This window comes from Rothia sp. P5764 (assembly GCF_048512965.1).
Classification (GTDB): Bacteria; Actinomycetota; Actinomycetes; order Actinomycetales; family Micrococcaceae; genus Rothia.
The window spans coordinates 25,571-38,812 of record NZ_JBLXXQ010000010.1 but is presented as its reverse complement, the minus strand read 5'-3'; the positions used below and the strand labels follow the sequence as shown (position 1 = coordinate 38,812).

10 protein-coding genes are annotated in these 13,242 nt (G+C 55.0%); 6 read left to right on the top strand and 4 right to left on the bottom strand.

Annotated elements, in window-relative coordinates:
- On the bottom strand, positions 1-1,120 hold a 1,120-nt coding region (locus ACN08Y_RS10670; protein ID WP_419112688.1), incomplete at its 3' end, for a hypothetical protein.
- Positions 1,121-1,491: 371 nt separating this feature from the next.
- Here ACN08Y_RS10670 and ACN08Y_RS10665 point away from each other — a divergent pair.
- Both ACN08Y_RS10665 and ACN08Y_RS10660 read left to right on the top strand, forming a co-directional pair.
- Positions 1,492-2,322: an NUDIX hydrolase gene (locus tag ACN08Y_RS10665; RefSeq protein ID WP_419100337.1), complete on the top strand. Its 831-nt coding sequence runs from the start codon at positions 1,492-1,494 to the stop codon at positions 2,320-2,322.
- Positions 2,319-3,179, top strand: coding sequence for a thermonuclease family protein (locus tag ACN08Y_RS10660; protein ID WP_419112687.1), 861 nt, complete (start codon positions 2,319-2,321; stop codon positions 3,177-3,179). Before ACN08Y_RS10665 ends, ACN08Y_RS10660 begins: the two co-directional genes overlap by 4 nt.
- Positions 3,180-3,219: 40 nt before the next feature.
- On the opposite strand, the gene ACN08Y_RS10655 is transcribed toward ACN08Y_RS10660, so the two are convergent.
- The 3 genes from ACN08Y_RS10655 to ACN08Y_RS10645 all read right to left on the bottom strand — a co-directional run bounded on the left by ACN08Y_RS10655 (position 3,220) and on the right by ACN08Y_RS10645 (position 6,254).
- The gene (locus tag ACN08Y_RS10655; RefSeq protein ID WP_419112686.1) at positions 3,220-4,143 is read right to left on the bottom strand and encodes a thermonuclease family protein; all 924 of its coding nucleotides are present in this window, start codon (positions 4,141-4,143) and stop codon (positions 3,220-3,222) included.
- Between the two features lie 165 nt (positions 4,144-4,308).
- Complete coding sequence (locus tag ACN08Y_RS10650; protein WP_419100340.1) at positions 4,309-4,941, bottom strand: superoxide dismutase; 633 nt, start codon at positions 4,939-4,941, stop codon at positions 4,309-4,311.
- A gap of 782 nt (positions 4,942-5,723) precedes the next feature.
- Complete coding sequence (locus ACN08Y_RS10645) at positions 5,724-6,254, bottom strand: MarR family winged helix-turn-helix transcriptional regulator (protein WP_419100341.1); 531 nt, start codon at positions 6,252-6,254, stop codon at positions 5,724-5,726.
- A 320-nt stretch (positions 6,255-6,574) separates the two neighbouring features.
- Between ACN08Y_RS10645 and nhaA (ACN08Y_RS10640) the strand changes: the two genes are divergently transcribed.
- The 4 genes from nhaA (ACN08Y_RS10640) to ACN08Y_RS10625 all read left to right on the top strand — a co-directional run bounded on the left by nhaA (ACN08Y_RS10640) (position 6,575) and on the right by ACN08Y_RS10625 (position 13,086).
- The gene (gene nhaA, locus ACN08Y_RS10640) at positions 6,575-7,924 is read left to right on the top strand and encodes a Na+/H+ antiporter NhaA (RefSeq protein ID WP_419100342.1); all 1,350 of its coding nucleotides are present in this window, start codon (positions 6,575-6,577) and stop codon (positions 7,922-7,924) included.
- A 187-nt stretch (positions 7,925-8,111) separates the two neighbouring features.
- Positions 8,112-9,473 (top strand): Na+/H+ antiporter NhaA, encoded by a 1,362-nt coding sequence (nhaA, locus tag ACN08Y_RS10635; RefSeq protein WP_419100343.1) that lies wholly within the window; start codon positions 8,112-8,114, stop codon positions 9,471-9,473.
- Between the two features lie 304 nt (positions 9,474-9,777).
- Positions 9,778-11,328, top strand: a complete 1,551-nt coding sequence (locus ACN08Y_RS10630) for an alanine/glycine:cation symporter family protein (RefSeq protein WP_419104983.1) — start codon at positions 9,778-9,780, stop codon at positions 11,326-11,328.
- Positions 11,329-11,583: 255 nt separating this feature from the next.
- Complete coding sequence (locus ACN08Y_RS10625; RefSeq protein ID WP_419104984.1) at positions 11,584-13,086, top strand: APC family permease; 1,503 nt, start codon at positions 11,584-11,586, stop codon at positions 13,084-13,086.
- Positions 13,087-13,242: the final 156 nt, after the last annotated feature.

Below are 13,242 nucleotides of genomic sequence, written 5' to 3'. Positions count from 1 at the left end.
CAGGTACGGTAGCGCGTGATTCTAGCTGCTCAGTCTCTAGGTTGTAGCGGTAGATGGTGGTCTCCCCCGAAAGGTCTAATATAAAGCGGAAGAGGTATTTATCTTCTTGCACCAGGTAGCCGATATCCTTACTCGGCTCGAAGTCGCCCAGGTCGAAAGCTACCGTGTTCTGGGCGGTTGCCAGGTCGGTTTTCACCACTTTGCCGTACCCCGATACCCACCACAGGTGCCCATCGTATAGATAGAGCGGTGAGAGGGTGGGGCTCCACATCTGGTCATTTAGGCGGGTGGCCAGGTCCCCGCTTATGTCCTGCTCCCGATACTCGCCGGTCTGCGTGTCATAGGAGACCAGCTTTGACCCGGTGTAGTGCTCGGGGCCAGCGTAGGCCAGGCCCTCAGCAGGCGGGGTGATGCTGTCAATAATGTAGTAGATGACATTGTCAGAGCAGACAAAATGCTGGGTAGTGTTCGCCGGCTGCTCACTCTTATATTCGGCGACGGGGGTAGCTGAGAACTCTGGGTAGAGCTTATAAAGCCGATCCGGTGGGTACGCTGACTCAACGGGGTCTGCCTTCATCTCCCCGCTTTGGCCCATAGCCCACACCGTACCGTCGGGGCAGGTCGCCATCATGGAAAGAGAATCAGGTACCTCGTGGAGGGTGCGTTCTTGGCCCTGTACGGTGATAATTTGGGTGGGGTTCCCTGAATTTACAAGGGCGATAGATCCAGTTCCTTCACCGGGTAGGGGTATCTGTTCAGAGATAGTGAGCATTTCTTGTTGGGGGTGCTCTATGGTTTTTACCCCGTCGGCGCTCAAGATGTAGTCGTTCACCTTATCTTTGTAGTGAAGCTCTTGACCATCAAAACTAAGGGCCCCACCGTCCAGACCTTTAAGGTCCAGCCGCGACCACTCCTGTTTTTCGGGGTGGTAAAAGAGGATCCCGCTCCCAGGATTTTGCGGCAGCGGCGAATCATACCGCCCCGCGAGATACACGGCGAAAGCCCCATCGGATAGTTGTTCCTGAGGCGAATACTGGGGCATGGTCGGTGAGAACAGGCCACACCCAGTCAGGAGGGCAATGACTGAAAGACAAGAAAATAATTTTATTTTTTTCATCATTTCTCAACTTCTTTGTTGATACCTGTCCCCATTATTTTTGTGGAGTACCTTCCCCCAGAAAATTCACCACGATAAAACAATGCGGATTATAAATTAATAATAATTATATGTATCTGCTTCACACAACCCTGATGTAGCTCCCCCGGCTGGCAGTGAACTCGCCCTCCGATTGCGCCTTTCCATAAGTACATTTCTTCCCCAAAACCAATTAATGATGTACCCAGCTACCGATTCAAGACCGGTAGCTTGCAGAGCCCACCGCGCTTGAAGAAGCCCCGCGAAAGGTTGCTCTTCCGTGCCCGCACGAACTCTGCCCCTTTTTCTTGACTAGAATGTAGGAGACAAGACCATCGCTAACCGTGGGGAACCCTATGACCTTGCCTGAGCCGGCTGCCCAGAGCCACCATGAAGAGCACCTCGATGCCGATCACACCTCGGTTTCGCTTGCTGTTTCTACAGTGATTTTGGCCTTGCGCCGCAAGGAGGGCCAAAGCCACCACTCCCTCTGGTTACCGCTTGTACGCCGTCTACGCGAACCCTACAAGGGCCAGTGGGCTCTACCCGGTGGGCCCTTACACCCGGAGCTCTCGCTCGAAGAAGCCGCAGGGTCCACTCTCAAGCGCGCAACGGGGCTGGTACCGGGCTATCTTGAACAGCTCTACGCCTTTGGCGACGTACACCGCACCCCCGATTACAAGATTATGCGTGAGGGCGGGTCACTCCCCGTACCCGCCGAAGAGGATGCCCACGAGCGGGTAGTTTCTATCATCTACTGGGCCTCTATCCCCCAGACCGAGGTCAAGCGCACCCGCGTCCACGAGAACATTCGGTGGTTCCCCATCGATGAGCTCCCCATTCTTGCTTTTGACCACAATGAAATCGTTGAATACGCCCTCTACCGTTTGCAGAATAAGGTGGAGTATTCCCGTATCGCACATTCTTTCCTGGGGGAAGAATTCACTCTTGCCCAGTTGCGTGAGGTCTACGAAGCTATCCTGGGGCGCCCCCTAGACCCGGCTAACTTCCGCCGGCAGATTGCGGCCTCAAAATCAATCATTGACACCGGCAAGCGGGTTGAGGGAACCCGCCACCGCCCGCCGCGTCTTTACCGTTATAACCATTCGCGCGCATTTGCGGATCAAGGCCCCTTGGGCATGTACCGCGAGGCCGCTTATAAAGCCCAGGAAGGCACCCTTTCATGAAGCGTCTTATCCCCCTAGTCGCTAGTGCGCTGCTTGTTCTGACCGGTTGCGGCCAGAACGATCAAGCCAACAGCACGGCGACGTCTTCTCCCACGATCAGTTACACGGACGGTATGACCGTTACCGTTGTTTCCGTTGAATCAGCGAACACCTTTACCGCAGAGATCGAGGGTCTTAAAAAGCAGGTCCGTCTAGTTAATCTTGCTGCGCCTTCCCCCAACGGGCTGGCACTTTCTAGTGACTGCCTGGTCGATGAGTCAAAAGCCCTTCTTGCAGAGAAACTACCTGCCAACAGCCAGGTGACGCTCAAATTTGATGAGAACCAGCGCGGCAAGACCGGCTATGTTGAGGCCGCTGTTTACTCGGGTGACGCTTTCATCAACCGGGATATGGCACGAGCCGGTATGGTAGCCACAACTTTCTCCACTGCCAGTGATAAGTTCTACCCCGAGATTTCTCAAGCCCAACAGGATGCCGCCAACGAGGGCCTGGGCCTTTATTCCCGCGACCTTAAATGCGCTATCCCCGCGCTGATCCAGGAGCAGAAGAAGGCTGTTGACGACGCCAAAACCTGGGAGGTCAATACCGGCCAGGACGCCTCTGCTGAGGACCAGCAGAAGGAGGCAGAACGTCAAAAAATCTACAAAGATGCCTCTGCTTTCTACCGGGAACTCAAGGATCAGGTTAAGTCACCGGCCCAATGGGTGGGCTCTATCGTCACTCTGGATTCTGTCTCCCAGCAACTGACAGATTTGGAGCAGACCCTCGGTGATGATTTCTATCCACAGAATGGCACCAGTGTAAACCAGCAGAAGAAGTCCGGGGTGCAAAGCACCCCGGCACGTCCCGGCTCCTAAAACCTACAGCTTTACTACTTTTTCTTGGCCTCCGGTGGCCTCACTTTTTGGGTGAGGGCTCACCGGAGGCTGATTTTTTGCCCTGGTCCCTAGCGCTAGGGGGCGGGGAGGCGCTGGCTTCTTTAGCTTTCTGCTCCCGTTCAGCCTCTTCGGCAACAGTGTAAGCAACCCTTTTGCTTTCGTGGGCACGGGTGAGGGCCGCTCTTTGGGTTTTGACAGACTGGGTTTCAACGATGGAGGCAAGCAGAGGCAGGTCGGGGTTTTTCTCGTAGCCTGCGAGAGTTCCAGTGAGCTGGGTTGCCTCTTCCAGAGGGTCTTTGAGGTCTAGCCCCTGTGCCCCGGTGAGGTTATTGGTCGCGGTCTTGAGCTGAGCTGGCAGGGTACAGGCCATATCCCTGCTGTAGAGGCCTGCTTGTTTCTGGTCAGCTTCGTCTTGGGCTTGGCTGACCTGATCGTAGTAGAGGCTAGCACCGTCATGGGTTGCCACCCCGTAGCCCGCTCTGGCTATCTCAGCGTTGACCAGTTTGCCGTTAGGTAGGGTGACCCCGGCCGTGACAGTGGGCGGTGGCTCGGTAGCTGCTGACTCGGTGGGGCTGGGCCTGGCGCCGGTTCCTAGGGCGGTATCGTAGGTTAGTTCCACAGGTGAGCCCACCGGCAGCATACGGATGAGGTAGTCGGTGGATTCTTCTGCCAGGCAGTGTATATCGGGGTTGTCGTGCCTGGCCTGAGGGGTGGCTAGGTTCATCAGGTCAACGATTACAGTGGCGCCATCACGGTCCACCACAATGGTATCTGCATCTTTTACCGAGATAATGCGAGCGCTGGTGAGGTCTTCGGTGGGGGTGGCAGTTGGGGTGGCTTCAGCTGGTTCTTCCTGGCCACCACCCAGCAGACCGCAGCCGGTAAAAGTGAGCGCACCGAGGGCCAGAGCCGTCATGGGTGTGGTGTAGCGGTGTGGGCGCATGGGTTTTACTCCTTAGGGTTGAAGACCATAGCAGCCAGCAGGTGGGGCGGCTCCGTCCTTCTTGTGCCGCGACCGGCTTGTCTGGCCCGCTGATGACGAAGGCACCCGCGCTCTTCCCCAGTCAGGGAGGGGCGCGGGTGCCTGCTTGAGCCTAGTTTCTTGGGCTTAAGCTTCGGGGATGATGAGGCCCTTGGTCTGGGATACAGCGCGGTCCAAGCGTGCTGCAACGTCTGCCCAGTTGACGATGTTCCAGAATGCCTTGACATAGTCGCCCTTGACGTTCTGGTAGTCCAGGTAGAAGGCGTGCTCCCACATGTCCAACTGCAGGACGGGGATGAGGGCTACGGAGATGTTGCCCTGCTGATCGTAGAGTTGTTCGATGACCAGGCGCTTACCGACGGTGTCCCAGGCCAGGATTGCCCAGCCAGAGCCCTGGATGGTGAGGGCTACGTTCTCGAAGTGGGCACGGAAGCCGTCGAAGGAACCGAAGTCGTTGTCGATTGCTGCGGCCAGTTCGCCGGTGGGCTTGTCGCCACCCTCGGGCGAGAGGTTCTTCCAGAAGATGGAGTGGTTGGTGTGGCCGCCCAGGTTGAAGGCCAGGTCCTTGGAGAGCTTGCCGATGTTGGCGAAGTCGCCGTTTGCGCGGGCTTCTTCCATCTTCTCGATGGCGGTATTGGCTCCAGCAACGTAGGTGGCGTGGTGCTTGGAGTGGTGTAGCTCCATGATGCGTGCTGAGATGTGGGGTTCTAGCGCCGCATAGTCATAGTCGAGTTCAGGAAGAGCGTACTTCTCTGCCATGGTGTGTTCCTTTCGTTAAAGGCCCTGTCTTAGGGTCTTTCTGGGTTTAACTCTACACACTCGGGACCAAGCGGTCACGGGGCGGCTCCTATCTGTCTGCGGGATTGCTCCTGGGCTGATGCTAGGGGAGCCCCGTGGAAGCAGTTATCCACAATTCTCCACCGGGCAGGATATAAAGTTATCCACAGGTGGGGATAAAACTGGGGATATTCGAATTACAGGAGCGTGAGTTTCGAAGATATTCGATACCACACCACCCACAGGGGTAAGCATTAGGCCCTCAATCTTCGAAAATACAAGGGTGTTATTCGAAGAGCTAAACTGTCCCTGGGGGTTCCACTTGTGGAGAAAGCCTGTGGACAAAGCGTTAAAAGGCCACGAAAAGCATGGTCATTAAGGCTCTAGAGAGGGTTTTCCCCCCAGGCTTTTAGCAATTTCCCCACCTTAAGTGGAAATTGTTCACAGACTTATCCACAGGTGGGGATAAAAGGGGTAGGCGGCAACCCAACATCTTATGGCTGGCGCATGAGTGACCTCATGGGCAGCACAAGGTGCCCCTGATTCTGCACGGACCAGAGGGCCACGGTTCACAAAGTACTGAACCCGATCCCTCAAAATAACAAGCTTGTAATCACAACCCTGGAACTTATTAACACTGTGGATAAGACCTGTGGATAAAAACTATAAGTTTTCACACGCACAAAGAACCTGCCCCACCACTGTGTGCGGTGGGGCAGGTTCTTTATATTTTAAAAAGTCTCTATGATGTCCGACAGGTGAGACTATTCATCCTCATCAAGAGAAGAAATATTCGCTACGTTGATGACGGCACTGGGCTTATCACCCAGAACGGCCTCACCGATCTTGGCAAGTGACTTGACCTGGCGGGCATTGAGCCGGTCAAAAATGATACTCCGAACGGCCTCAACATGCCCCGGCGCGGCCTCCTGCACCTTGTCCAGACCGGCAGGCAAAAGGTGACAGATAGACACGCGGCGATCCTTTTCCCAGATGCTGCGATCTACAAAACCCCACTTTTCTAAGCGGGTCACCACGCGAGAAAGGCGCGGTAGAAGAGTGTTTGTCTGGCAAGCCAGCTCGGTCATAGTGAGCTTATGTTGCTTGGATTCTGAGAGCATGGCCAAGACCATATACTCCACGAAGCTCAGCCCCGAGTCCTTATGAAGCTGACTTTCCAGTTGCCCCGGCAATTTAAACATCATGGACGATATAAACAGCCAGCCTTCACGTTCTTCTTCAGATAACCAGCGGGTGGTATCAACACCAACAGGCGTGGAGTTTTCTGTGCTCATGGTTCCTCAAGGTAATCAGCAGAATCATCTATTCAACAAGTCTATAGTTTCATTGAAAGATGGGCCCGCTCTAGTCAACCCGTGCTCAATGTGTTGCTCACCCCATGAGAATGACCGGCACCACCGCCATCACCAAGCTTTTACCCCGCTCCACCATTTGATAGGCTTAATCACTAAAGGTGTGCCGGGAAGACTGGTCGGCTCGCTGACTCTCTCAACACCAGGCGAGCTCACAAGACGAAGCTGTCTATCGCTTCACTCCCCTTGGTAGGTAGAAATCAGCGGTGATATATCTGTCATCGACCCCAAAGGTTAGCCCTATGTCCTCAGAAAACACCGTCCTATCGCGCGGCTCCTACAGGGAGTCTCAGCGTGTCTCCGAGATTCTTTCCAAGGAATCTACCGGCGGCATCATTTTGCTGGTCGCAACTATTGCGGCCCTCATCTTTGCCAACTCAGCTGCCGCCGAACACTACTTTGGCCTGCGCGATACCTACCTGGGTGCCGACTTCTGGGGCCTGCACCTTAAGCTTTCCATCGGACACTGGGCCGCCGACGGCCTGCTAGCTGTCTTCTTCTTCCTAGTCGGCCTTGAACTCAAAAAAGAGTTTGTCGAAGGCGATTTACGCAACCCCGGCAAAGCCCTCGTCCCCATTGTGGCCGCAGCCGGCGGTGTCGCTCTACCCGCTATTATCTACACCGTTATTAACCTGCGAGGTAGCGATGAGGCAATCGGGGGCTGGGCTATCCCTGCGGCAACCGATATCGCCTTTGCAGTAGCCGTCCTCGCCGTTATCGGCTCACACCTGCCCAGCGCGCTGCGTACTTTCCTGCTCACCCTGGCCGTAGTCGATGACCTCATTGCCATCACGATTATTGCCATCTTCTACACCAGCGACCTGCAAATCGGCTACCTGGCACTGTCCATCATTCCGATTGCCCTCTACGCCCTGATTGCTCGCAAGGGCGAAAAGCTCTTCCATCTCTCCCCTACCGCAAGCTGGCTAATCCTACTTCCCATCGGTTTCGTGACCTGGGTACTCTTCCTCAACTCTGGTATTCACGCCACCATCGCCGGCGTTATCCTAGCCTTTATGATTCCCGTGCGCCATAACAAGCGCACCAAGGCCGCCGATGCCGACCACGGCCTAGCCGAGGTCATGGAGCACCGTATCCGCCCCTTCTCCGCAGGCTTTTGTGTCCCCGTCTTTGCCTTCTTCTCAGCAGGTGTAGCTATCGGTGGTGTCCAGGGCTTTATGGACGCAGTCAGCGAACCCATTGCCTACGGCATCATTGCCGCCCTGATCTTAGGCAAGATGATCGGCATTACCGCCTCCACCTGGCTGGTGACCCGCCTACGCCATGCCAATCTGGATCCAGACATCGCCTGGATTGACGTTATAGGCGTTGCAACTCTGGCCGGGATTGGCTTTACCGTCTCCCTGCTTATTGCTGAGCTGTCCTTCGGCCTGGGCTCCCCCCACAACGATGCCGCCAAGGTTGCTATCTTGACCGCTTCCGTAGGTGCCGCCCTAGGTGGGGCAACCATCCTGTCACTCCGTAATAAGCATTACAAGCAGGTTGAAGTGAAGGAAAGCCTGGATGAAAACCAGGACGGCATCCCCGATGTCTTTAGCGATGACAGCGCCAGGGTTCAAGACTCCCAGTAACAAGAAGCCTGGCCCACCTCTTCATCGACCGCCCCCTCTCCACAAGACACAGGGGGCGGTTTTCAGTCCCTGGGATAATTCGTAGGCTTATTTTACAGTTCTGCACCTTAGCTACAGGCTGGAAACAGCCTTAGGGAGCATAATGGAAACTAAACCGACGAGAAACCCACCCGACAGAAGGAGAGGCATGTCCCAAACGCCTCAGACAGATCCTCTTTTTTCGCGCGGATCCTACGCCGAAACAAGTCGTATCTCAGAGATCATACGCAAGGAGTCAGTGGGCGGGTTCATTCTGCTTGCCGCCACTGTTCTAGCTATCGTGCTGGCTAATACCCAAGCAGCCGACTTCTATGAAAGCATCCGCGATAGCCAAATCGGTCTAGCCATACCGGGCTTTAGCCACCTGATGATGAACGTCCATCTCTGGGCCGCAGACGGGCTACTCACCGTCTTCTTCTTCCTCACCGGCTTGGAGCTTAAAAGAGAGTTTGTAGTCGGTGATCTGCGTGATCCGGGTAAGGCTATTGTCCCCGTAGCCGCAGCCTTCGGTGGAGCCATGACTCCGGCTATCATCTACTTCGCTATCAATCACAACAGCCCAAGCGCAGTAAGTGGCTGGGCTATCCCCGCCGCTACCGATATCGCTTTTGCGGTAGCTGTCCTTGCAGGGGTAGGCACTTTTCTTCCTGCCGCCCTGCGCACCTTCTTGCTCACCCTAGCTGTCGTTGATGATCTCATTGCCATCGTTATTATCGCCCTCTTCTACACCAGCAATTTCCACCCCTGGTACCTTATTGCCTCAATTATTCCTATTGGCGCATATTTCTGGTTGACCCACAAGCACGAGAAACTTTTCCACCAAAAAGGGTGGGCGGCCTGGGTAATTCTGCTCCCCCTGGGTCTGATTACCTGGGCTCTCTTCCTAGAATCAGGCATCCACGCTACCATCGCAGGTGTCATCCTCGGTTTCTGCGTACCCGTGCGGATGACAGCTCAGGCCAATCAGGTAGATGCAGATTCCAGCCTGGCTGAAACCCTTGAACACCGCCTCCGCCCCCTATCCACCGGCATCTGTGTACCCCTCTTTGCCTTCTTCTCGGCTGGTGTCGCTATCGGCGGCTGGGAGGGGCTCACCACCGCACTAGCTGACTCTGTAGCTATCGGCATCATGCTAGGTCTTGTTCTTGGAAAGACCGTAGGCATTACAGGCACAGCCTGGTTGATTACCCGCTTCCGCGGCGCCAATCTTGACCCCGATATCAAATGGATTGATGTTGTAGGCCTAGCCGTCACCGGCGGTATCGGTTTTACAGTTTCTATGCTGGTAGCCGAGCTCTCCTTTAAAGAGGGGAGCATGCACACGGAAGACGCCAAAATTGGCATTATGATTGGTTCGCTTCTTGCTGCTGTTCTCGGAGCCATCATTCTTTCCATCCGCAATAAGAACTACAAGCTCATTGCGCAGAAAGAAAGCCTGGATGCCAACCACGACGGCATCCCCGATGTCTTCAGCGACAACACCGAGGCACCAGCGCCAAGCCCCAAGTAAGAATGAACCCCACCGACAGGGCCCAGGCCAATACCAAGGCTTAGCCTGTCGGTGGGGTTAAATTTTAGGGTTTCCGGCCCTGAGACGGCTGTGCCAAGCAACGACCCGGCAACATCACACTTGCGGGTATTTTGCAGATTGGTGCACGACCTGTGAGAATTACCTGAGTATTCACCGCACCATACAGCAGGTGAAAGCCCGCTCCTGTTGCCCACCCGTGCCGCAACAGGTAGTCAACCACCAGGGACAGCTGCCAGCCCATACACATCAGAGCAGTTGTACCCTTTAACGATTTGGAGCACGCATGGATTTTCTGCTCGACGCAGTGAACTGGATTAATGAATCCACCGCTGGGGCCACAGAGGTCATTACCTCAATTTCAGATTCCCTCTGGACCAACTTCCTGATGTATGCCCTGGTCCTTGCAGGTCTGGGCATTACCATCGCAACCCGTGGCGTTCAGTTCCGGTCCCTGGGTGAGATGTTCCGCACCCTCAAGGATCCGGCAGGCACCGAATACAACGGCAAGAAAAGTATCTCAGCCTTCCGCGCTTTCACCGTCTCAGCTGCCTCCCGAGTAGGTGTCGGTAACATCGTCGGTGTAGCCCTGGCTATCACCATGGGCGGCCCCGGTGCCGTCTTCTGGATGTGGGTCATCGCCTCTGTTGGCGCAGCTTCTGCTTTCGCAGAATCACTCCTAGGTCAGCTGTACAAACGTAAGGGTGAGGACTCCTATATCGGTGGCCCTGCCTACTACATGGCTCGCGGCCTGAACGCCCGCTGGCTCGGCCTGATCTTTGTTGCTTTCATTGTTATCACCTACGCTTTCGTCTTTGTTGCCGTTCAGACCAACGCGATTGTCGGTGCCGTAGCGGGTTCTTTTAACGTTGATATTGCTGAAACCAACGGTATGGGCTTCCGTATCGCGATTGGTGCGGTGATCGCCCTGCTCTCTGCTTTCATCATCTTCGGCGGTATCCGCGCCATCTCATCGGTCACCGAAATTCTCGTGCCCTTCATGGCCGTGCTCTACCTGGTGCTGGGTCTGATTGTAGTTGTGCTCAACATTGGTGCCGTACCCGATGTTATTGCTGAAATCATTACCGGTGCCTTTGGTATCCGTGAATTTGTCACCGGCAGCGTCATCGGTGTGATTACCCAGGGCATGCGCCGAGGCCTACTCTCCAACGAAGCAGGTATGGGTACAGCCCCCAATGCCGGCGCAACCGCCTCTGTTTCCCACCCCGCTAAGCAGGGCTTTGTTCAGTCTCTGGGTGTCTACTTCGATACCGTTCTGGTCTGCTCGGTGACCGCCTTTATCGTACTGGTTGCGGGCAATGTTCCCTACGGGGACCGTAGCCAGGCAGGTACCCTCACTCAGACCGCGCTCTCCACCCACCTGGGAGGCTGGGCCGTTCACTTCCTGACTGTGGCTATCGCTCTCTTCGCTTTCTCATCAATTATCGGTAACTACTACTACGGTGAGTCCAACATCCGTTTTGTGACTGAGAAGCACCTGCCCATGAATATCTTCCGTGTGATTGTCATCGGCTTCGTCTTCTTCGGTGCCATTGCATCACTGGATCTGCTCTGGAACCTAGCTGACCTACTCAACGGCGGCATGGTCATTGTCAACCTAACCGCTGTCTGCCTGCTCATGCCCAACGTCATGAAGCTACTTCGCAACTACGAGGCTCAGCGCAAGGCCGGCCTGGAACCCGTCTTCCAAGCCAGTGATCTGCCCGAGATCAAGAACCTGGATGCCTGGGATGGCACAGACCAGCTGACCCAGCGTAGCTACTGGGAAAACTACGACCGTCTACAGCTTGAAAAACAAGCGGCAAGGCGCAAGTAGACAGGCTATACCCTGTAGGGGTTAGAGCCACGACAAAGGACCGGCAGATCAGAGACAAGAGCATAAAGTGCACCCTCTGATTGAGCCGGTCCTTTCGTCTTTAAGGTAATTGAGTCCTATACTGAGACTTTGTTTATTCTTACCTACCGTCTGAAGGCCCCACCCAGCTATCCACCTGCACGTCACCTCCCCTGAGCTGCGGGGTGTGGAGGCTGTTGGTGCGTGCCTCCCTGCAGAGGATGATCTTTAGCGATAATGACCAAAGACTTTCACCATAAAGGCCTTGCCGAGGGGCGCTTGGGGCTGGCTTCTTCAACCGTCATCGGGGTAGCCTCGACCGCCCCCATGTACTCACTGGCCGCATCTGTTGGCTTCATCGTGGTAGCTGTTGGCTACCAGGCCCCTATCGCCCTTGTCTTGGGCTTTATCCCCATGCTGATTACAGCGCTGTCCTACAAGGAACTCAACGAAGCTGTCCCCGACTCCGGGACCATATTTACCTGGGGAACAAAAACCTTTGGACCCAAGGTTGGATGGATTTCCGGCTGGGGGGTTATTGTTGCTGGTGTCATAGCTATGGCTAATCAGACCCAGATTGCAGCTATCTACCTCTGGCTTTTTTTGGGGCGGGAAGATTTTGCCCACAATAAGCACATAGTGGTGCTCACCGGTGTTTTGGTCATAGCTCTAACCACCTGGATTTCCTACCGCAATATCGAAGCGGGTTCGCTGACCCAGTGGCTCCTCGTGGGAATCCAGTATCTTGCTATTGCTCTGCTCGCCCTGGGTGTTTTTAAGGCGCTAGCCTCCGGGGCCACGAGCGGGTATGAGTTTGAGATGAGCTGGTTCAACCCCTTTGAATCCAGCTTTAGCAGTATGGTGCAGGCGGTGCTCATCTCAATCTTCATCTACTGGGGCTGGGACACCTGCCTAGCTATTAGCGAAGAAACCAAAGACCCCCACCGCACACCCGGCCGCGCAGCAGTGCTCTCCAGCTCTATTCTGGTGGTCACCTACGTCTTTGTAACCGTCGTGGCCTTAATGTACGCGGGTGCGGGATCCGAAGGGATTGGCCTCGCTAACCCAGATAACTCCGATGATGTCTTTACCCCCTTCAAGGACGCCGCTCTCGGGTCCTGGGGTTGGGTTATTATCCTGGCGGTTGCGGTTTCTGCGCTGGCTACCTGTCAGACCACTATCCTGCCCTCTTCTCGGGGTGTTTTTGCTATGGCCGTCTACCGGTCTGTACCCAAAAAGTTTGGCGATGTGCACCCCAAGTTTAAGACGCCCAAGACTGCCACCATCTATATGGGTGTCTGCTCCGCGGTCTTCTATACGGGAATGACCTACATCAGTGAGAACATGCTGGCTGACACCATCGAAGCTGCCAGCGTAGCGGTAGCTGTTTACTATGCGGTCTCATCTTTTGCCTGTATTCGGTATTACCGTGGCAGTATCTTTACAAGCGCCCGTAACGTAGTGTTCCGCCTGATTATCCCGCTAGCCGGCGGGCTCATGATGACCTGTATTCTGGCTGTCTCACTTTTCAATATGGCCGACCCCGACTACGGTTACACCAAGATGCTGGGGACCAGCGGGGTCTTTATTACTGCCGTGACCTCTTTCGCTATTGGTTTTGCGCTCATGGTTGCTCTCATGAGGCGGGATGAGTTTAAGCCTTTCTTCAGGGGGGAGACTCTGAACATGAATACCGGTGTGAAGGTGCCTGAGTCTGTTGATTTGGATGAGGTGCTCTAGGCCGGTAACTCTAGCGCTGGTTTCACCCAGATAGGCCCTGTCTGTCTTTTCACAAGATGCCAAGAGCTGGTGTATTTGCCAAGTTTTTGGCCATCTCATCAGGCTTGAGTACTTATTTTTCCTTGCCATGGTGAAATAAGGCGCTACTAGCACCTC